The organism is Streptomyces sp. GMY02, from assembly GCF_019056675.1.
Taxonomy (GTDB): Bacteria; Actinomycetota; Actinomycetes; order Streptomycetales; family Streptomycetaceae; genus Streptomyces; species Streptomyces odonnellii.
In genome coordinates, this window is sequence record NZ_CP077658.1 from 2,677,526 (window position 1) to 2,697,032 (window position 19,507).

At 72.5% G+C, this 19,507-nt stretch carries 15 protein-coding genes and 2 pseudogenes; 12 read left to right on the forward strand and 5 right to left on the reverse strand.

Annotation, left to right across the window (positions count from 1 at the left end; all coding sequences use genetic code 11):
- Nucleotides 1-35 precede the first annotated feature (35 nt).
- The 3 genes from KQY30_RS11070 to KQY30_RS11080 are packed head-to-tail and all read right to left on the reverse strand — an operon-like array spanning nucleotide 36 to nucleotide 4,008.
- Complete coding sequence (locus tag KQY30_RS11070) at nucleotides 36-449, reverse strand: DUF742 domain-containing protein (protein ID WP_046499732.1); 414 nt, start codon at nucleotides 447-449, stop codon at nucleotides 36-38.
- Entirely contained in the window at nucleotides 446-928 is a 483-nt protein-coding gene (locus KQY30_RS11075) for a roadblock/LC7 domain-containing protein (protein ID WP_217306689.1), read from the reverse strand. The genes KQY30_RS11070 and KQY30_RS11075 overlap by 4 nt, the downstream gene beginning before the upstream one ends.
- Nucleotides 925-4,008 (reverse strand): nitrate- and nitrite sensing domain-containing protein, encoded by a 3,084-nt coding sequence (locus tag KQY30_RS11080; RefSeq protein ID WP_217310974.1) that lies wholly within the window; start codon nucleotides 4,006-4,008, stop codon nucleotides 925-927. The genes KQY30_RS11075 and KQY30_RS11080 overlap by 4 nt, the downstream gene beginning before the upstream one ends.
- 785 nt (nucleotides 4,009-4,793) lie before the next feature.
- Between KQY30_RS11080 and KQY30_RS11085 the strand changes: the two genes are divergently transcribed.
- A complete protein-coding gene (locus KQY30_RS11085) occupies nucleotides 4,794-5,576 on the forward strand; it encodes a protein phosphatase 2C domain-containing protein (RefSeq protein WP_217306690.1) in 783 nt (260 codons plus the stop codon).
- Nucleotides 5,577-5,729: 153 nt separating this feature from the next.
- On the opposite strand, the gene KQY30_RS11090 is transcribed toward KQY30_RS11085, so the two are convergent.
- The gene (locus KQY30_RS11090; RefSeq protein WP_217306691.1) at nucleotides 5,730-6,224 is read right to left on the reverse strand and encodes a MarR family winged helix-turn-helix transcriptional regulator; all 495 of its coding nucleotides are present in this window, start codon (nucleotides 6,222-6,224) and stop codon (nucleotides 5,730-5,732) included.
- A 207-nt stretch (nucleotides 6,225-6,431) separates the two neighbouring features.
- On the opposite strand from KQY30_RS11090, the gene KQY30_RS11095 reads away from it, so the two are divergent.
- From KQY30_RS11095 to KQY30_RS11105, 3 genes are all read left to right on the forward strand, one after another.
- Nucleotides 6,432-7,283, forward strand: coding sequence for a lysozyme (locus KQY30_RS11095; RefSeq protein ID WP_217306692.1), 852 nt, complete (start codon nucleotides 6,432-6,434; stop codon nucleotides 7,281-7,283).
- A gap of 221 nt (nucleotides 7,284-7,504) precedes the next feature.
- Nucleotides 7,505-8,047, forward strand: a complete 543-nt coding sequence (locus KQY30_RS11100) for a GntR family transcriptional regulator (protein ID WP_217306693.1) — start codon at nucleotides 7,505-7,507, stop codon at nucleotides 8,045-8,047.
- Nucleotides 8,044-8,829 (forward strand): GntR family transcriptional regulator, encoded by a 786-nt coding sequence (locus KQY30_RS11105; protein ID WP_217306694.1) that lies wholly within the window; start codon nucleotides 8,044-8,046, stop codon nucleotides 8,827-8,829. The genes KQY30_RS11100 and KQY30_RS11105 overlap by 4 nt, the downstream gene beginning before the upstream one ends.
- A gap of 69 nt (nucleotides 8,830-8,898) precedes the next feature.
- Here the strand turns inward: KQY30_RS11105 and lon are convergent.
- Nucleotides 8,899-11,318, reverse strand: a pseudogene (lon, locus tag KQY30_RS11110) (endopeptidase La).
- A 376-nt stretch (nucleotides 11,319-11,694) separates the two neighbouring features.
- Between lon and KQY30_RS11115 the strand changes: the two are divergent.
- From KQY30_RS11115 to KQY30_RS11155, 8 genes and pseudogenes are all read left to right on the forward strand, one after another.
- Nucleotides 11,695-12,262: pseudogene (locus KQY30_RS11115) on the forward strand (RNA polymerase sigma factor).
- Between the two features lie 74 nt (nucleotides 12,263-12,336).
- Nucleotides 12,337-13,287 carry a zf-HC2 domain-containing protein gene (locus tag KQY30_RS11120; RefSeq protein WP_217310975.1) on the forward strand — a complete coding sequence of 317 codons (951 nt, stop codon included), beginning with the start codon at nucleotides 12,337-12,339 and terminating at the stop codon, nucleotides 13,285-13,287.
- A gap of 108 nt (nucleotides 13,288-13,395) precedes the next feature.
- The gene (locus KQY30_RS11125; protein WP_217310976.1) at nucleotides 13,396-14,226 is read left to right on the forward strand and encodes an ABC transporter ATP-binding protein; all 831 of its coding nucleotides are present in this window, start codon (nucleotides 13,396-13,398) and stop codon (nucleotides 14,224-14,226) included.
- Nucleotides 14,223-15,923, forward strand: coding sequence for a hypothetical protein (locus tag KQY30_RS11135; RefSeq protein ID WP_302185308.1), 1,701 nt, complete (start codon nucleotides 14,223-14,225; stop codon nucleotides 15,921-15,923). Before KQY30_RS11125 ends, KQY30_RS11135 begins: the two co-directional genes overlap by 4 nt.
- 8 nt (nucleotides 15,924-15,931) lie before the next feature.
- Nucleotides 15,932-16,570 carry a hypothetical protein gene (locus tag KQY30_RS11140; RefSeq protein WP_217310977.1) on the forward strand — a complete coding sequence of 213 codons (639 nt, stop codon included), beginning with the start codon at nucleotides 15,932-15,934 and terminating at the stop codon, nucleotides 16,568-16,570.
- Nucleotides 16,571-16,667: 97 nt separating this feature from the next.
- Nucleotides 16,668-17,366: a spermidine synthase gene (locus KQY30_RS11145; protein ID WP_217306696.1), complete on the forward strand. Its 699-nt coding sequence runs from the start codon at nucleotides 16,668-16,670 to the stop codon at nucleotides 17,364-17,366.
- Nucleotides 17,367-17,478: 112 nt separating this feature from the next.
- The gene (locus tag KQY30_RS11150; protein ID WP_046508857.1) at nucleotides 17,479-18,216 is read left to right on the forward strand and encodes a response regulator transcription factor; all 738 of its coding nucleotides are present in this window, start codon (nucleotides 17,479-17,481) and stop codon (nucleotides 18,214-18,216) included.
- 182 nt (nucleotides 18,217-18,398) lie between these two features.
- The gene (locus KQY30_RS11155) at nucleotides 18,399-19,454 is read left to right on the forward strand and encodes a HAMP domain-containing sensor histidine kinase (protein ID WP_046508864.1); all 1,056 of its coding nucleotides are present in this window, start codon (nucleotides 18,399-18,401) and stop codon (nucleotides 19,452-19,454) included.
- Nucleotides 19,455-19,507 lie beyond the last annotated feature (53 nt).

The window sequence follows — 19,507 nt, forward strand, 5'->3', positions numbered from 1 at the left end:
CACCCGAGCCCGGGACAGCGGCAGTAGTTGTGACGTCAGAGACGACGGAGTCCACTCAGCACCCTTTCCAGCAGCGCGTGGTCGGGCTGGCCGGTGCCCTGCCCGGTTCCGTACACACGGATCTTTCCCTGGTCGGCCAGGTCGCTGAGAAGTACCCGGACGACTCCCAGCGGCATCTTGAGCAACGCCGAGACCTCGGCCACTGTACGCATGCGCCGGCACAGCTCGACGATCGCCCTCATCTCCGGCATGACCCGGGACGAAGCACCGCCGTCCGTCAGCTCCTTGCGCTCCTCCGGCGCCTCGATCGCGGCGACGAAGGTCTCCACGAGCAGCACATGCGCGAACTGGGTGCGCCCGCCCGTGAGCGAGTACGGACGCACCCGGGCGGACCGGTGATCCTCACCCCGGGCCGACAGCCGACGGCCCGGATCGGATACCGGCGTCATTCGGCCTTCTCCATGGACTTCCGCAACTCGTCGCGGAGTTCAGGGGTGAGCACATGTCCGGCGCGCCCGACGAAGAGCGCCATGTGGTACGCGACCACACTCATGTCACAGTCGGGGGTGGCGTGCACCCCCAGCAGCGAGCCGTCACTGATCGCCATGACGAAAACGCTGCCTTCTTCCATGGCGACCATGGTCTGTTTGACCCCGCCGCCCTCCATCAGCTTCGCCGCTCCCACGGTCAGGCTGCCGATCCCCGAGACGATGGTGGCCAGATCGGCGCTGGAGCCTCTGGGGCTCTCGTGGCGTCCGGCGGTGGCCGCCTCGGTGCTCTGCCCCGGGTCGGAGGAGAGCAGCAGGAGTCCGTCGGACGACACCACGGCGACCGAGTGCACTCCTGGCACCTCCTCGACGAGGTTGCTCAACAGCCAGTGCAGGTTCCGGGCTTCACTGCTCAGTCCGAACGTACCGGTCGCGGTCAACTGCGTGCCTCCTCGACTGTCTCCCCCGTCTCATCGGTATGTATCCCGGTGCGGGCCGTGGGCGCCACCCGCTCCGTGAGTTCGGCCTCGACATCGCGTCGGCCGTCCTTCGCCCCCTGGTGGAAGCCGCCGAGTCTGCGCCGGAGGGCTTCCGCGTCGACACTGCCGGTCCGCTCGGTCGGAGCGGCGGCAGGCTGGACGACTCTGGGGGTGCGCTTGGGCAGACCTTTGCCGGTGGTGCGTTCCCGCCGGGGTGCGGCGCCCGGGCCGGCTGTCGAGGTGTCCGCCGCGGTGGCCGGAGCCGTGGCCGGCTTCGGCGCCGCGCTGGTCCGGCGCGGCAGCGGCATCGTAAAGGTGTCCTGGTCCGGGCCCGCGGTCTCCGACTCGCCGTCACGGACGCGCTCATGGCGGTCGGGACCGATGGCGTACGGGCCGGGCAGCGGGGCGGGATCGGGTACGGCGAGGGCTCTGGCGGCGGGGAGTCCGCGCCCGGATTCGGGCTCGGGTTCGGTCTCCGACCGGGTGCCCCGCTCACGCTCGAAGCTCTGCTCGGGCTCGAAGCCCTGCTCGGACTCGCGTGCCGGCTCGGGCTCTTCGGGCTCCTGCGCGGTGAGCGGCCCGGATTCCGGCTCCTGCTTCCGGATCCCCCGTGTCGGGAGGGGATCCGTCCCGGGCTCGTCCTCCGCGGACTCGGCGGACTCCATGGACTCGGCGGGCTCGGTGGACTCGACGGTTTCCGCCGCTTCGGTCTCCGAGGCGTCCGCGGTCTCCGCCGCCTCGGCCTCCGCCTTGCGGATCGCCTCCTCGGCCGCCACGACCAGCGGATCCGGTTCCGAACCCCCGGGCAGGCCGGGCGAGCTGGTCTCCGCCAGTGCTTCGGCCGCCGCCGGTTCCGGCTGCTGGGTCACCGTCGCCGGTGCCGCCCGGTGCGGCGCGGCGGCCTGCGGGGACGCCTGCGGCGACGCCGGGAGCAGCGACGGCGGCAGGACGAGGACCGCGGCCACGCCGCCCTGCTCGTGCTCGCGCAGTTCGATCCGTACGCCGTGGCGCGCCGCGAGCAGTGCGGCGACCCGCAGCCCGAGGCCCTCGCCGTCGATCTCGTTCCCGTACCGCTTCCGCGCCCGGCCGTCGAGGCCCACACCGCCCAGCGGGTCGTCCTTGGTGTCCTCGGGGTTGGCCAGCCGGGCATTCAGCTCGGCGAGCCGGTCCGGGGACATCCCGATGCCCTGGTCCTGGACGGAGAGCATCACCTCGCCGCTCTCCAACAGCCAGCCGGAGAGCTGGACTTCGGCCTCCGGCGGGGAGAAGGACGTGGCGTTCTCCAGCAGTTCGGCGACGAGATGGCTCAGGTCGTCCGCGGCGAAGCCGGCCACCTGGGAGTGCGGCGGCAGCGACTGGATGGTGACCCGCTCGTACCGTTCGATCTCGCTGACCGCGGCGCGCAGGACGTCCACGAGCGGGACCGGGCCGTGCGAGCCGCGGCCGTGGTCGTGGCCCGCGAGCACCAGCAGGTTCTCGCTGTGGCGGCGCATGACCGTGGCCATGTGGTCGAGCTTGAAGAGGGTGTCGAGGCGCTGCGGGTCCTGCTCGTCCTCCTCCAGCCCCTCGATCACCGCGAGCTGGCGCTCCACGAGGCCGAGCGTGCGCAGCGAGAGATTGACGAAGGTGTGGTGGACGGTGTGGCGCAGACGCTGGAGCTGAGCGGCGATCTCGGCCGTACGCTCCTGGAGTTCGACGCGCTGTGCGGCGACCTTCTCGCGCGCGCCGATCAGGTCCGTACGGTCGCCGTCCAGGCTCTCGGCCCGCGCGGAGAGGTCGAGCAGGGTGCTGTGCAGGCCGTTGAGGGACCGTACGACCTGGGCGAACTCGTCGTTGCGGCCGGTGAAGACGACGGGCGTCTCGGTCGCGGGCGCCGCGGCGAGCCGGGCGGCGCCGATGCGTAGGACGGCGAGCGGGCGGGTGAGCGTACGGGCGACGGCGGTGGACACGCCGACGGCGACCAGCAGACAGCCGCCGAGGAGCGCGATCCGCAGTTCGAGGCCGGTGACACCGTCGTCGCGGAGCTTTTCGAGGCGCTCGAGGCCGCGGGAGCCGAGCCCGGACTCGACGCCGCGCATCTGGTCGACCCTGGCAGAGAGGGCGGCCTCGGCCTTGTCCTGGTCGGCCTCGCGGTCGGCGTCGGAGAGTTCGGGCTGGTCGGTGAAGCGGGTCAGATACCGCTCGGCGGTCTTGACGTCCGGGCCGGTGACGGTGGCGGCGAGGGACTCGCTCGCCTCGGTGTCCGCGGTCTGGTCGAAGTCGGCGAGCGCGGCGAGTTCACGGACGCGCGACTGCTGGGCGGCGGCGGTGAGTTCGTCGCGGAGCTGGTCGTTCTTCTTGCTGTCCGAGTCGGACCCGGACTCCACCGGGAGCCCGGTGACCGGGTCGTACTGCGGTCCCGAATCGGTCGGCGCGGGTATGGCGAGCGCGGCCATCAGCAGACCGCGGGTGGCGGACGCCTGCTCGACCGCGCGGCCGAGCGCGCCGGGGGCGCGGGTGCCGTCGGCGACCTCGGCCGGGGTCTTCTCGGCCAGCTCGTCGGCGAGGGCCTGGAGCTTGGCGATGACGTCCGAGTACGCGCGGTACGCCTCCAGCGCGGAGCCCTTGCCGGTGAGGGCGGTACGGCGGATGGAGGGGACGGTGGAGAGGTCGTGCAGCAGACCGGGGGAGGCGGACGCGGCGGCGCGGATCTCGTCGATCTGGCGGTCGACGCGCGCGCTGCGGGCCTCGGAGACGGTGTAGAGGTCCTTGCCGCCCCCGCTCCCGTTGTCCTCGGGGTCCGGCTGTTCCTCGCGGCCCGCGGCGATGTAGACGATCACCTCGTCGCGCTCGTCGGCGAGGGAGTGGGACAGGATCACGGCCTGCTGGTTCAGCTCGGCGAGGGTCACCAGCCGCTGGGCGTCGTTCAGTTCGGCCGAGGCGTTGAGGACGGCGGGGGTGCCGGCCGCGATGACGGTCATACCGACGACGGCGACCCCGGCGACGAGCCGGGTGCGGACGCGGACACGGCGGCCCTCGGGGACCGTACCGCCGGTACCCATACCCGTACCAGCGCCGATACCCGCACCGCCTCCGCCGATACCCGTACCGCTGCCGATGGCGCCGGCGGACCGGCCGGACTTCCCGGGCCCGGGTGCCTTGCCTGCCTTCTTGCCCTTGCCGCCCGCCTTGCTCTTGCCCGCGGGCTGCGCCGGGCCGCTGTCGCCGCCCTGGCCGGGCCCGCCGACCGCGTTGGGAGCGATAGTGGCGTTGATGGTGGAACCAGCCAATCCGGCCGGTCCGGCCATGCCGCCATTACCTGCGGTCACACTGCCCGTTCCGGCCACGCCTGTCGTGACCTCGCCGGTCTCAGCCTTGGTCGCCCCGCCGCGCGTGACACCGTTACCCCGAGGCCGCTTCTTCTGCACCGGTGCTCGCATTCTTGACTCGTCCGCCCATGAAGCAGAGGTGACGACCGGTCACAACGAAAGGGCCCCCACCTCTGGTACGGCATCAGACCATCCCAGCGCGTTCGGACAAGGGGGCACGCATCGGCCGCTCCGCCACCTGAACGAGTGAACATCACGATGGAGTTGGCAAACAACTCTTCCCAGCCGATGCCCAGCCGGAACCTGGCGTACCGGGTGGACCTTCGGGGCGTGCTTTGGCAGGATGCGCGCCCGCAGCTCGCCGGTCACGGTCAGCACTGTCCCACCCCGCCCTCGTACCGCGTTCATTCTGACCGAATGACAGTGGTTGACCAGGCGGTACGAGTCCACGGACAGCGCGTGCAGAGACCGTGAAGGAGTCATGGGGTCCACTGGTGGAATCGTGCAGACTGGACATCATGCGCATCGAACTGGCCAGCGCGCCGGGGGCCGCCGCGAGGCCCAATGAGGACTGGACATCCGTGACTCTGCCAGCCGTCGGCCGGGGTGGTGCACTGGTCGTACTGGACGGGGTGACCCCGCCGGCGGGGGACGACGGTTGTGTGCATGGTGTGCCCTGGTTCACCGCGCGACTGGGCGGGGCGCTCGCCGAACTGTCCGGTTCCCGTTGGGATATGACACTGGCAGAAGTCCTTGCCACTTCGATCACCCGTACGGCGGACGCACATCGCGACACATGTGACCTTTCTCACGTGCGCACGCCCCAGACAACCGTCGTACTGGCGCGCTGGGACGGGGACGGCGTCGAACATCTGGTCCTGTCCGACTCGACACTGCTGCTGGAGTCGCCGGACGGCGCGGTACGGGCGGTGCTGGACGACCGGCTCGACCGCGTACCGCGCGCGGCGCTGCGCTCGGTGGCCTCGGCGGACGCGCTGCGCAACGCGGAGGGCGGCTTCTTCACGGCGGCGGCGGACCCGGAGGTGGCGGCGCGGGCGGTGACGGGCCGTACACCGGCCGCGCGGATACGGTCGCTGCTGGCCCTGACGGACGGCGCGGCCCGCTGGGTGGACGTGTTCCGGGAGGGCGGCTGGGCGGACTGCCTGGCGCTGGTACGGAAGAACGGACCGCAGGAACTGATCGACCGGGTCAGGGCGGCGGAGTACGCGGATCCGGAGGGGACGGCGTTCCGGCGGGGGAAGGCGAGCGACGACGCGACGGTGACGTTCGTGGAGCTGTGAGGGGAGCGGTGAGGGGGGCCGCGAGTGGCGCTGCGAGGGGGCCGTGAGTGGAGCCCGTGAGTGGAGCCCGTGAGCGGAGCCCGTGAGCGGAGCCGCGAGGGGAGCCGTGAGGGGGCCGCACTCCCCCTCCCCGCTCCGTCCTCCCCGGGGCGCTCAGCTCTCCGCGCGCTTGTTCAGGTGGTTCAGCAGCCGGGCCAGCTCGGCGATCTCCGCGCGGTCCCAGTCCGCCAGCTTCTGTACGTACATCGCGCGGCGGGCGTCCCGCACCCGTCGGAAGCGCGCCCTGCCCTCGTCGGTGATCCGGATGAGCCAGGCGCGCCCGTCCGCCGGATCGGGCTCACGCGTGACCAGCCGCAGCTCCTCCAGGGCGCGGAGCTGCCGGCTCATCGTGGCCTTGCCGACGCCGAAGTACGCGGCCAGCTCGGTGGCGCGCTGACCGCCGGTCTCCTCCAGCCGTACGAGCAGTCCGTACGCGGCGGGTTCCAGATCGGGATGGACCGCGCGCGCCATCTCTCCGGAATTGGCGCGGGCGCGGCGCAAAAAGACCGCCAGTTCCCGCTCCAGGGCCAGGAATTCATGGTCCACACCATTCCACCGGCCATGCTCCGGTTCATTTTCCGTACTGCTCCCGTGCACGTCAGCACCCATCGCGCGCTTTTCCGCTCCTGAAAGTTTCTTTTGCCGACGACTGTTGCCGCAGCTCGGCCAGTATTTCGCAGGTTTATACCAACGGCAGCCGCGTGGCGCCCTTCCGTCACCTGGTCTACGTGCGTAGCTTCATGAGTGACATGTCCATCCCCACCGCATGTCGACCCATCACGCGCACTCCCCCCACGAGGTCTTCGGAGGCACGCAATGCCCGTGCACAGATCCGGAACGACCGGCCGCTCACTCATCGCCGCGGCCGCCGCGCTCCTCACCGTCCCCGCGCTCGCCCTCACCCTGCCGGGTACGGCCGGCGCCGCCGACAACCCGGCGGGTCCGCCGGCCGACAGCACTCCCCCACGAGGCTCTGCCCATATGGGCATGGGCGTAATCGAACACGATGGCCAGGGCGGTCTGCCCCGTACGGACCGTGCCGTCCAGACCGAAGGTGTGGACGTCTCGGGGCACCAGGGCAATGTCAACTGGTCGGCGCTGTGGAGCAGTGGTGTGAAGTGGGCCTATACCAAGGCCACCGAGGGGAACTACTACAAGAACCCCTACTTCGCACAGCAGTACAACGGCTCGTACAACATCGGCATGATCCGTGGCGCGTACCACTTCGCCACCCCCAACGACTCCAGCGGCGCCAACCAGGCCAACTACTTCGCCGACGGCGGCGGCGCGTGGTCGCGCGACGGCAAGACGCTGCCGGGTGTGCTGGACATCGAGTGGAACCCGTACGGCGCGGCCTGCTACGGCAAGACGCAGTCCCAGATGGTCGCCTGGATCCGCGACTTCCTGACCACCTACCGGGCCCGCACCGGCCGTGACGCCGTGATCTACACGGCCACGAGCTGGTGGAAGGACTGCACCGGAAACTACGCGGGCTTCGGCAGCACGAACCCGCTGTGGATCGCGCGCTACGACACGACGGTCGGCGAACTCCCGGCCGGCTGGGGCTACCAGACGATCTGGCAGTACACGTCGACGGGCCCGATCGTGGGCGACCACAACCGCTTCAACGGCGCCCTGGACCGAGTCCAGGCCCTGGCCAACGGCTGACCCCAAGCCCCCGCGGTCCCGGCCCCCGCCCCCGGCCGGGACCGCTCCGCCCTGCGGCGCGCAGGCCTGTTTACCGACTCCTTCGCACCGCGCCTCACGGCCGAGGGCGAAGCCGCGCGCAACGGGCGTACGTCCGGGCTCATGGAAAGCGTCGCTACCGCAACTGAGCCGCTTACCGTGTAAAGCAGCGAGGTCGGGCACGGGCCGGGTGGAGGAATGCCGTGAGCGCTGGTGAGTGGGTGAGCAGCTCGATGCCGTACGTGGCCGCTACGGGGGTGAGTGCAGCCGACGCCTGGGCGGCCGAGGCGGCCGCGCGGGGGCGGCGGGGTGGGCAGCGGATTGTCGGTGCGGGAGAGGTCCCGGCGCCTGCCGATGTGGCGGAGCTGCTCGGGGTGCCCGAAGGAGAGGCCGTCGTCGTCCGCAGACGGGTCATGTACCTGGACGACCGGCCCTGCGAGCTGACCGACACCTACTACCCGGCCTCCATCGCCCGTGGCACCCGCCTCGCCGGTACAGCCAAGATCCCCGGCGGAGCCGTCGCCCTGCTCCGCGAGCTCGGACACGTGGGCGTGCTGGTCAGGGAAGACGTAACGGCCCGATTGCCCACCCCCGAGGAGCGGGACGCCCTGCGCACCGAGCCCGACGAGCCGGTCCTGCGTCTCGCACGGGTCACCCTCGACGCCGACGACCGGCCCGTCCAGGCCGACCTCATGACCATGCCGGCCCGCCTTCAGCGGCTGCGCTACGAGCTGCGGATCGGATGACCGTGCCCAGAACCGAACAGGACGCACACGACCGCCGTTCCCTCCACGAACGGATCGCCGCCGACCTGCGTGACGAGATCATGACCGGCGACCTCGCGCCCGGCACCGGCCTGCCGTCCACCGCTCAGCTCAAGGACCGGTTCGACGCGTCGAACGCCACCATCCAGAAAGCACTCCAGCTCCTCAAGGACGAACGGCTCGTCGTGGGACGCGCGGGCGCCTCCGTGACCGTACGGGACCACCGGCAGCTCACCGTAAGGCCCGCCGCGTACATGGCCCCCGCCGCCGATGGTGAGGCCTACCCCTGGCTGGCCGAGACCGCGAAACACGGCGGAGAGGCCCGGAGCCGACTGCTGTCCGTGGGCGAGGCGGCGCCTCCGGCGGACGTCGCCGCGGCGCTCGGCCTGCCCGAGGGCGGTACGGCCCTGCTCCGCCACCAGGTGCTCACGCTCGACGACGAACCGGTGGAACTCGTCCACTCCTACTACCCGCTGGACATCGCCCGGGGCACCGCGCTGATGGAACGCCGCCGTATCAAGGGCGGAACCCCGGCGCTCCTGGCCTCACTCGGCCACCCGCCCCGCCTCAGCGTCGACCGCGTCTCCGCGCGTGTGCCCACGCAGGAGCAGTACGAGGCGCTCCGCCTGCCGGGCGACCTGCCCGTGCTGCGGACGCTGCGCGTGGTGTACGGGGACGGCGAGCGACCCATCGAGGCGACGGTCATGGCCAAGGCGGGCCATCTCTACGAGCTGCGCTACGAGTTCACGCCGGATCAGCCGTAACCAGAACTCGTACGGCCGCGGCCGGCCCCGGGTGGGGGCCGGCCGTGGGGGGTGTTGTTCGTGCGGGGGTCAGGCCGCCGTCTTGGTCAGGGTGTCCGGGATCGCTGCCGGGGTGAGGGCCAGGTCCAGGACCTGGCGGACGTCCGTCACCGGGTGGACGTCCAGCTTGTCGAGGATCTCGGCCGGGACGTCGTCCAGGTCCGGTTCGTTGCGCTTCGGGATCACGACCGTCGTGATGCCCGCGCGATGGGCGGCCAGCAGCTTCTGCTTGAGGCCGCCGATGGGCAGCACCCGGCCGGTCAGCGAGACCTCGCCGGTCATGGCGACATCCGTACGGACCAGCCGCCCGCTGAGCAGCGAGGCGAGCGCCGTCGTCATCGTGATGCCCGCGCTCGGGCCGTCCTTCGGCACCGCGCCCGCCGGGAAGTGGATGTGCGCGCCCCGGTCCTTGAGGTCGGCCACCGGCAGCTCCAGTTCCGCGCCGTGCGAGCGGAGGAAGGAGAGCGCGATCTGCGCCGACTCCTTCATCACATCGCCGAGCTGTCCGGTCAGGGTCAGCCCGGACGCGCCGGTCTCCGGATCGGCCAGCGACGCCTCCACGTACAGGACGTCGCCGCCCGCGCCGGTCACCGCGAGGCCCGTGGCCACGCCCGGCACCGCCGTACGCCGCTCGGCCGGGTCCTGCGCGGACTCGGGCACATGGTGCGGCCGGCCGATCAGCTTGCGCAGATGCTCGGCGCCGAGGGTGAACGGCAGCTCGCGGTCGCCCAGTTCGTGCTCGGCCGCGACCTTGCGGAGCAGCCGTGCGATGGCGCGCTCCAGGTTCCGTACGCCCGCCTCGCGGGTGTACTCCCCGCCAGCTTGCGCAGCGCCTCGTCCTCCAGCGTGACCTCGCCGGGCTCCAGGCCCGCGCGTTCGAGCTGCCTGGGCAGCAGGTGGTCCCGGGCGATGACGATCTTCTCGTCCTCGGTGTAGCCGTCGAGCCTGACCAGCTCCATACGGTCGAGCAGCGCCTCCGGGATGGCCTCCAGGACATTCGCCGTGGCCAGGAACACCACGTCGGACAGGTCGAGTTCGACCTCCAGATAGTGGTCGCGGAAGGTGTGGTTCTGCGCCGGGTCCAGGACTTCGAGCAGCGCCGCGGCCGGGTCGCCGCGGAAGTCGGAGCCGACCTTGTCGATCTCGTCGAGCAGGACGACCGGGTTCATCGAACCCGCCTCCTTGATCGCCCGCACGATACGGCCCGGCAGCGCGCCCACGTACGTACGCCGGTGCCCGCGGATCTCCGCCTCGTCCCGTACGCCGCCGAGCGCGACCCGTACGAACTTGCGGCCCATCGCGTGCGCCACGCTCTCGCCGAGCGAGGTCTTGCCGACGCCGGGAGGGCCGACGAGGGCCAGTACGGCGCCGCCGCGCCGGCCGCCGACCACACCGAGGCCGCGGTCCGCGCGCCGCTTGCGCACGGCCAGATACTCGGTGATCCGCTCCTTCACGTCCTCCAGGCCCGCGTGCTCGGCGTCGAGGACGGCCTGCGCGCCGCGGATGTCGTACGCGTCCTCCGTGCGCTCGTTCCAGGGCAGCTCCAGGACCGTGTCCAGCCAGGTGCGGATCCAGGAACCCTCCGGGCTCTGGTCGGAGGCGCGCTCCAGCTTGTCGACCTCCTTGAGCGCGGCTTCCCGCACCTTCTCGGGGAGATCGGCGGCCTCGACACGCGACCGGTAGTCGCCGGACTCGTCCTCGTCCCCTTCGCCGTTCAGCTCGCGCAGCTCCTTGCGTACGGCGTCGAGCTGGCGGCGCAGCAGGAACTCGCGCTGCTGCTTGTCGACGCCCTCCTGGACGTCCTTGGCGATGGACTCGGCGACATCCTGCTCGGCGAGGTGGTGGCGGAGTTGCTCGGTGGCGAGCCTCAGCCGGGCGACCGGGTCGGTGGTCTCCAGCAGCTCGACCTTCTGGGCGGTGGAGAGGAACGGTGAGTAACCGGAATTGTCGGCGAGCGCGGACACGTCCTCGATCTGCTGGACACGGTCCACGACCTGCCAGGCGCCGCGCTTCTTGAGCCAGTCGGTGGCGAGCGCCTTGTACTCCTTGACCAGCTCGACGACCGCGCCGGGCAGCGGGTCGGGGGCGGTCTCGTCGATGCTCAGCCCCTCGATCCAGAGGGCCGCGCCGGGCCCGGTCGTACCGGCCCCGATCTGTACGCGTCCGCGCCCCCGGATCAGTGCGCCGGGGTCGCCGTCGGAGAGCCGGCCGACCTGCTCGACGGTCCCGAGCACGCCGGTCCCGGCATAGGTCCCGTCGATGCGCGGCACGAGCAGCACCTTCGGCTTGCCCTTCCCTCCGTCCTCGACCCGTGCGGCGGCCTGCGCGGCCTCCACAGCGGCCCGGACCTCGGCATCGGACAGGTCGAGCGGCACCACCATGCCGGGCAGCACGACCTCGTCGTCGAGCGGCAGCACGGGAAGCGTGAGCGGTGTGGACATGGCAGCCATGATCTCCCCTTCGGCAGTCAAGTTGAGCTATACCGACTCAATGCTTGTGAGCCTCGGTATGTTCCCCCGGGGGCGTTCGCTCTGAGCGATCGCACTGCCACGGCGGACGGCCACGGGGACTGCCACGGCGGGACGGCCACGGCGGCGAGAGGGGCCGTGTGGGGGTGAACACCGGGGGTGGGCGATGGCTTCCCGGGGGGGGCGACGGGGGCGGGGCTGGGGGCGACGGGGTGGGCTGCCCCGGGGGTACGGGGATACGGGGGGGACGGGCGGGGCACCCGGCCGCTGTGGCGCTTGTCCGGGCGGTGTCGGCGCGGGCCGTGTGAACCGTTCGTGGTGGCGGGGGCGATAGAGGGGTGTGAGACTTTTCCGCCCCATGGGGGGTGAGCCGGATGACGGGGTCCTGTTGCGGGCTGTCGGCGCGGGGGGACCCGGAGGCGCTGGGGGTGCTGTACGACCGGCACGCCGGGTGGCTGTTCGCGCGGCTGACGCGGCGGTGCGGGGATCCCGAGACCGTACGGGAAGTCCTCCAGGACACCTTCGTCACCGTGTGGCGTTCCGCCGCGAGCCATCGCGGCGGCGAGGCCGGGGGCTGGCTCTGGGTGATCGCCGCGCGGCGGCTGGTGGACGCGGAGCGCTCACGGGCGCGGGCCGAGCGGGCCGACCGGGCGGAGGCCGGGCACGAACCCGGCGCCGTCGCGCCGTCAGCCGAGGAGCGTGTGCTGGCGGGGCTGGAGTACGGCGACGTCGGCGCCGCGCTCGACCGGATCTCCCCCGAACTCCGCGAGGTTCTGCGCGCCACCGTCGTCGACGGCCTCACCACCCGTGAGACCGCACGGCTCCTCGGCATACCCGAGGGCACCGTCAAGTCCCGTGCGGCGCGGGCCCGCAAGGAGCTGCGGGCCGCGCTGGACCAGATCGCCCCGATGGGAGGTACGGCATGAACACCGCCGGAAAGCGCCCCAAGGGCGCCTCGCACGGCATCCCCGCCTCGCACCGCATCCGCGCCTGGCACGGCATCCGCGCCTGGCATGTGGACGACGCGCTGGCCGCCGCCTACGCGGCCGGCTCCGCGCCCGAGCCCGACGCCTGGTCGCTGGAGAAGCACGTCGAGTCGTGCGGCGCCTGCGCGGTACGGGTGTCCGCGGCGGTACGGAGGGGTGCCGCGGGTCCCGTACTCGCCGAGGTCAGAGCGGCGGTGCTGACGGCAGCGGCAGGGCCGTCAGTACGGCCTTCAGCGCCGCCGCTGCCGTCAGTACCGGCGGCGCGGCCCACACCGCGCGTGGGCGCCCCGCGGACCGGGCTCGTGGCCCGCGTCCTCTGGGCCGCCGGGCCCGCGCTGCGCGGTTCCTGGCTGGTGGCCCTGGTGCTGGTGGCCGCGGGGGCGGTCGGGCTGGCGTACGGCGCCGGGTTCGCCGGGGCGCGCCCGCTGCTGCTGGCGCTGGCGCCGGTACTGCCGCTCGCCGGGGTGGCGGTGTCGTACGGGCAGCACGTCGACCCGATGTACGAGATCGGCGCGTCCAGCCCGGGCGGCGGGCTGCGGCTGCTGCTGACCCGTACCACCGCCGTACTGGCGGTGAGCCTGCCCCTGCTCACCCTGACCGGCGCGGTGCTGCCCGCCTCGGCGGAGGTTCCGGGCGCGGCGGCATGGCTGCTGCCGGGGCTGGCGCTGACGCTGGCGGCGCTGGTGCTCGGTTCGTACGTGGGGTGCCGTACGGCGGCCGGCGCGGTCGCGGCGGTGTGGGCGGGGGCGCTCGCCGTACCCGTGCTGGGGACGGCCCGGCAGGGGGACGCCGTCGCGGTCTCGCCGCTGCCGGTGGCCGAACTGTCCACGTATCTGGCCCGGTTCCTCGACGGCGCGGCGGCGCAGGGCGGCTGGGGCGCGGGCGCGGCGGTGTGCGCGGGGCTGTTGGTGCTGCGGCGGCGGTCGTTCGACCACCCGGACTTCGGCGCTCCGGGGCGCGTATGAGGCGCGTGGGCGAGGCGCGTCGGCGGGCGGATCAAGACGGCGAAGACGGCGAGCGGTCAAGAGCAAGCGGTCAAGAGCAAGTGGTCAAGGGGAGAGCGCATGACGGCAATGGACACGGCTGACGCGGTGGGAGCGGGGAAGGCGGTGGGGACGGGAGTGGACGTACGCAGGCTGACAGTGAGGCACCGGCGTACGGTCGCGCTCGACGCGGTCGATCTCGGCTTCGGCACCGGCGTGCACGGCCTGCTCGGCCCGAACGGAGCCGGCAAGACCTCCCTGATCCGGGTGCTGGCGACCGTCGCCGCGCCGGCCGCGGGGCGGGTCGAACTGCTCAGCCGCGACGTCTCCCGGCACGACGACCGCTCGGCGGTACGGCGGCGGCTCGGCTATCTGCCGCAGGAGTTCGGCTACTACCCGGGGTTCACGGTCCGCGAGTTCGTCTCGTACGTGGCGTGGCTCAAGGAGATGCCGGCGGCGGAGGTGCCGGAGGCGGTGGCGTACGCGGTGGAACGGGTGGGGCTGGCGGACCGTATCGACGCCAAGGTGAAAACGCTCTCCGGCGGGATGGTGCGACGGGTCGGGATCGCGCAGGCGATCGTGAACGAGCCGGAGTTGCTGCTGCTCGACGAACCGACCGCCGGTCTCGATCCGGAGCAGCGCGTCGAATTCAGAGCACTGCTCCGCGAAATGGGCACCGCTTCCACGGTCATCGTCTCCACGCATCTGGTGGAGGACGTCGCCGCTGCCTGTTCGGAGGTCACCCTGCTGGAGTCGGGCCGGGTCGCGTTCCGCGGTACGACGACGGAGCTGACGGCACTGGGCGCGGAGGCCGGCGAACCGGGCGACCACCCGATCGAACGGGGCTACACGGCGGCGCTACGGTCCCACCGCACGGCAGCGACGACGGCGCCCGGACCGGCCACGGGGAGGCAGGGATGAGCGACCTCGACACGCCGGGGACCACGGGCACCGCGGGCCCGTCCGGAACCTCAGGCGCGGCTGTCGGCCTCGGCCCGACCGGCACCGCAGGAACCACCGGCACCCCGGGCACCCTCAGAACCTCGGGTCCGACCGGTGCCCCAGGCGCCGCTGTCGACCCCTGCCCGTCCGACACCGCAGGCCCGACCGGAGCCCAAGGCACCACCGTCGGCCCCGGACCGTCCGGCATTCCGGGCGCCCTCGGCGCACCTGGTCTTCCCGGCGCTGCCGACACCGCCGACACCGCAGCCGGCCCCGGTGGTGACCTCGCCGCCGCCCCCGGCACCCCCGGCTCCTCCGACACCCTCGGCACCCCCGGCAGCGCCGACGCCGCCCGCTCTCCCCGCCGCCCCAGCACCCCCCGTACCCCCCACACCTCCACCACCCCACGCACCCGCGTCCCTCGTCCCCGCTCCGTCTCGCCCCTGCGGGCCGAGTTCCTCCGGGGGGCCGGGCCCTGGGGCGGAGGCGTGAGCGCGCTCGTCGTCGGGGTGACCATGTATTTCCAGCCACCCGGCTGGGAGGCCCACTGGGTCGATACCACCGATCTGCTGCGTGCCGTCGCGCTGCTGCTCTGCGGACCCCTCGCCGTCGCCGTCGGGTGCTGGCAGGGCGGACGGGAACGGCGGCGCGGGACCGAGGAGCTGTGGGGGTCGGTTCCCCGTACCCGGCTGCGGCGGGTGCTGATGGCCGTGGCGCCCACCGCCTTCTGGCCGGTCGCCGGGTATCTCGTCGCCGCGGCCGGGTGTCTGCTCGTGGCCTGGCCGCATACGAGTGGGGGCCGGCCCTTCGTCTCGCTGATCGGCGCGGACGCCGTGGCCCTCGGCGCCCTCGGGGTGCTCGGCTTCGTCGCCGGCCGGCTGGTTCCGTGGCGGCTGGCCGCCCCCATGCTCGCGGCCGTCACCTATGTCGGCCTGGCCATTCCCCTGTACAGCAACGCCCCTGCCCGCTGGCTGAATCCAGCCGTCCAGCACAGCTACACGTGGGATCAGCCTGTGTGGTGGTTCGGGCCCGCGAGTGCCGTGTGGACGGGCGGTATCGCCCTCGCCGCGCTGCTCGCGTACGCCGCCCGGCGCCGCGCCCTCGCCCTGCTGCCGCTCGCCCTGGCCGTCGCCGCCGCCGTGCCGATCGCACGGACCGGGGACGCGGTCTGGTACCCCGATCCGGAAGCGGCCCGGCTCGTCTGCGACGACGGCACACCACAGGTGTGCGTGACGGCGGTCGACCGGAAACTGCTGCCCGGCACCTCGGCCGCGCTCGCCGGCCTCAACGCGAAACTGCGCGGCGTCCCCGGAGCACCAGCCCGCTGGGTCGACGGACCGTACGGAAACGACACCCGCCCGGGGGACGTGCGGCTGCCGACCCTGGTCGAACCGACCGTACGCGGCCGGTCCTTCACACACGAGGCGGCCAGGCGGCTCCTCGACGGCTGCGTACGGACCACGACCGACACCCGCGGCCAGGAACAGATCGATGCCATCGACCTCGCCGTAACCCAATGGCTCGCCCCGCGCCCGGACTTCGGCCCCTCCACGCAGCCGGAAGTCACGGTTCATCTCAAGCGGCTCCGCGCCATGGACACCGAGCAGAGCCGTGCCTATCTCGCCCGCTATCTGGCCGTTGACCGCTGCCGCCCCGACACCATCCCGGCCCCGTGACCACAACAATGACGACCAAAACAACTCCCTCGACCCTGTTCACGCTGTACGCCCTCTACGCCCGCTCCCGCATCCTCCCCGCCACCCTCGCCGCCCTCGCCTGCACCGCACTCGCCGCCGCGTGGGCCGCGTACTGGCTCCAGGCGCAGCCTCGGTTCGGCCACAGCCCGAGCGCCCGCGTCCCGGTCGTGGTGCTCGCTCCGCTGCTGGCGGCGGGGGTGATCGGGACCGGGCTGTATACGCACAGCGACGAGCTGGACCGTACGGCCGTACGCCCGTGGTGGTTCCGGCGGGCGGCCCATCTGCTCGTACTGACCGCGCTCGCGGCCGCGTGCCTCGCGCTCGCCGTACCGGGCCACCCCGAGGAGTTCGGGGCTCCGGCGATCGTGCGCAATCTGCTCGGTGCCACCGGAGTCACGGCCGGGGCGGCGGCCCTCCTCGGGGCGCGGCTGAGCTGGCTGCCGATGACTGTGTACGTGAGCGGCACCTATCTGTCCGCGCCGCGGACACCGGGCGGCGCGGCGGCCGTCTGGGCATGGCCCATGCAGCCGGGACCGCAGGCCGCCGCATGGGTGACGGCGGTGGTCGCGTACGTCGTCGGGGCCGCGCTGTACGCGTGGCGGGGTGCGCGACGCGAGAGCCGGTGAGACCGGTGAGATTCGACGGAACCGGTTTGGCCCCTTCCGACTCTGAGCGTAAGGATGGCGGCGACGTCGTCCGTACCCTCCCGGCGGAAAGGCCAGCATGCCCGCACCCCCGACCACCCTCCCCGCGCCCGTCACCCTCGACCGGCGTGACGGGCCGTACGGCGAGATCGTTCTGCGGCAGCGCGGCGAGCGGCTGGAAATCATCGCCAACGGGTGCTTCCTGATGGACACCTCGGACGGGCGTTCCGAGCGGCTGCTGATCGACGCCGCCCTGGCCGCGCTGCCCGCCCCGCCCGACCGGAACCCGCTGCCGTCCGTCCTCATCGGCGGACTCGGCGTCGGCTTCTCGCTGGCGCACGCCGCCGCCGACCCGCGCTGGGGCCGCGTCGTGGTCGTCGAGCGCGAGCAGGCCGTCATCGACTGGCACCGCGAGGGCCCGCTCTCCCGGATCTCGGCCGCGGCGCTGGCCGACCCCCGGGTGGAGATCGTCCGGGCCGACCTGGTCGCGTACGTGCGGACCGCCACGGAACGTTACGACGCGCTCTGCCTGGACATCGACAACGGACCCGACTGGACCGTCACCGAAGGCAACGGAAACCTGTACTCCGCGGACGGTCTGGCCGCCTGCCGCGCGCGGCTGGAACCCGGCGGTGTGCTCGCCGTATGGTCGGCCCGGCCCTCCGCCGCGTTCGGCGAAGCGTTGCGGAATGCCGGTTTCACCGGGGTACGGGAGGAAGAGATCCAGGTTGCCCGAGGCGTACCCGACGTGGTCCATCTCGGTGTTCGCACTGCGTAGCCGGGAAGCTCCCGCTGCCTCTACGCTGCACCACACACACATCGATCCACATCCGCAGCGGGGACGTGGATCGCGGGATCAAGGATCACGGAACGCGTACCAGGGGCGGGCGATGGAGCAGACACACACCAGCCACAACGGAGTGGCGGCCACGCCCGGCGCCCAGCGCCGGGTCCTGGTCGTCGAGGACGACACGACGATCGTCGACGCCATCGCGGCGCGGCTGAGGGCCGAGGGATTCCTGGTCCAGACGGCGGCGGACGGCCCGGCGGCCGTCGACGCCGCCGAGGCCTGGCAGCCGGACCTGATGGTCCTCGACGTCATGCTGCCCGGCTTCGACGGTCTTGAGGTCTGCCGCCGGGTCCAGGCGCAGCGCCCGGTGCCGGTGCTGATGCTGACGGCGCGCGACGACGAGACCGACATGCTGGTCGGCCTCGGGGTCGGCGCCGACGACTACATGACCAAGCCGTTCTCCATGCGGGAGCTGGCGGCCCGGGTGCATGTGCTGCTGCGCCGGGTGGAGCGCGCGGCGCTCGCCGCGGTGACTCCGCGCAGCGGCATCCTGCGCCTCGGCGAGCTGGAGATCGATCACGCGCAGCGCCGGGTGCGGGTGCGCAGCGAGGACGTCCATCTCACGCCGACGGAGTTCGATCTGCTGGTCTGCCTGGCGAACACCCCGCGCGCGGTGCTCTCCCGGGAGCAGCTCCTCGCCGAGGTGTGGGACTGGGCGGACGCCTCCGGGACCCGTACGGTCGACAGCCACATCAAGGCGCTGCGCCGGAAGATCGGCGCCGAGCGCATCCGTACGGTGCACGGCGTCGGGTACGCGCTGGAGACCCCCGCACCATGAGCCCGCCGGCGTCCGGCGGCTCCGGCGGCACCGGCAGACCGGGCTCCGCCGGGCCGGGTACCGGCAGACAGCACACGGGCGGACACAGCGCCGACAGGCACGGCACCGGTCGGCGCGGCACGGCCGGACACGGCACCGGCGGCTCCGGCGCGGAGATCACCGCCGCCCCCGAGGGCACCGGTCTGCGGCCGTTCTCGATCAAGGCCAAGCTCGGCACGCTCGTCGTCGTCTCGGTCTTCATCACCACCGGCCTGCTGATGGTCGCCCTGCGCACCGAGACCGAGCTGCGCTTCATCACCGTCTTCTCGGTGATCGCCACCCTGCTGATCACCCAGTTCGTGGCCCATGGCCTGACCGCGCCCCTCGACGAGATGAACACCGTCGCCAAGGGCATCTCCCACGGCGACTACACCCGCCGGGTCAGCGGCGCCGACCGCAAGGACGAGCTGGGCGACCTGGCCTCCACCATCAACCGCATGGCCGACGACCTGGAGGCCGAGGACCGGCACCGCAAGGAGCTGATCGCCAATGTCTCGCACGAGCTGCGCACGCCCATCGCGGCCCTGCGCGCCGTACTGGAGAACGTCGTCGACGGGGTGTCCGCCGCCGATCCCGAGACGATGCGCACGGCTCTGCGCCAGACGGAGCGGCTCGGCCGGCTGACCGAGACCCTGCTCGATCTGTCCCGGCTGGACAACGGCGTCGTACCGCTCAGGGCACAGCGCTTCGAGGTGTGGCCGTATCTCTCCGGGGTGCTCAAGGAGGCCAATCTGGCCGCCTCGCGGCGCGCGATGGGGTCCGGCTCCAGCAGTCACACCCGTACGGACGTGCATCTGCATCTCGATGTGTCGCCGCCCGAACTGACCGCGCACGCCGACGCGGAGCGGCTCCACCAGGTCGTCGCCAACCTCATCGACAACGCCGTCAAACACAGCCCGCCGCACGGCCGCGTCACCGTACGCGCGCGGCGCGGCACCGGGCCCGAGTCGCTGGAGCTGGAGGTCCAGGACGAGGGCCCGGGGATCCCCGAGCAGGAGCGGCACCGGGTCTTCGAGCGGTTCAACCGGGGTACGGCGCCCTCCCCGCACGGCCCCGGCAGCGACGGCGGTACGGGGCTCGGCCTGGCGATCGCCCGCTGGGCGGTGGATCTGCACGGCGGCCGGATAGGAGTGGCCGAATCGGCTCGCGGCTGCCTGATACGCGTCACTCTTCCGGGAACACCCCGAACGCACGATTGACGTAGGCTTCGAACTGCGAGGCCCTGAGAAGTGCCGGGGTACGCGAGGGGTAC

Excerpts from the sequence above, each read along its gene's own strand:
- KQY30_RS11070 (WP_046499732.1), bottom strand. The coding sequence starts at position 449 with ATGACGCCGGTATCCGATCCGGGCCGTCGGCTGTCGGCCCGGGGTGAG.
- KQY30_RS11080 (WP_217310974.1), bottom strand. The coding sequence starts at position 4,008 with ATGGGTACCGGCGGTACGGTCCCCGAGGGCCGCCGTGTCCGCGTCCGC.
- KQY30_RS11085 (WP_217306690.1), top strand. The coding sequence starts at position 4,794 with ATGCGCATCGAACTGGCCAGCGCGCCGGGGGCCGCCGCGAGGCCCAAT.
- KQY30_RS11090 (WP_217306691.1), bottom strand. The coding sequence starts at position 6,224 with ATGGGTGCTGACGTGCACGGGAGCAGTACGGAAAATGAACCGGAGCAT.
- KQY30_RS11095 (WP_217306692.1), top strand. The coding sequence starts at position 6,432 with ATGCCCGTGCACAGATCCGGAACGACCGGCCGCTCACTCATCGCCGCG.
- KQY30_RS11105 (WP_217306694.1), top strand. The coding sequence starts at position 8,044 with ATGACCGTGCCCAGAACCGAACAGGACGCACACGACCGCCGTTCCCTC.
- KQY30_RS11125 (WP_217310976.1), top strand. The coding sequence starts at position 13,396 with ATGGACACGGCTGACGCGGTGGGAGCGGGGAAGGCGGTGGGGACGGGA.
- KQY30_RS11135 (WP_302185308.1), top strand. The coding sequence starts at position 14,223 with ATGAGCGACCTCGACACGCCGGGGACCACGGGCACCGCGGGCCCGTCC.
- KQY30_RS11140 (WP_217310977.1), top strand. The coding sequence starts at position 15,932 with ATGACGACCAAAACAACTCCCTCGACCCTGTTCACGCTGTACGCCCTC.
- KQY30_RS11145 (WP_217306696.1), top strand. The coding sequence starts at position 16,668 with ATGCCCGCACCCCCGACCACCCTCCCCGCGCCCGTCACCCTCGACCGG.
- KQY30_RS11150 (WP_046508857.1), top strand. The coding sequence starts at position 17,479 with ATGGAGCAGACACACACCAGCCACAACGGAGTGGCGGCCACGCCCGGC.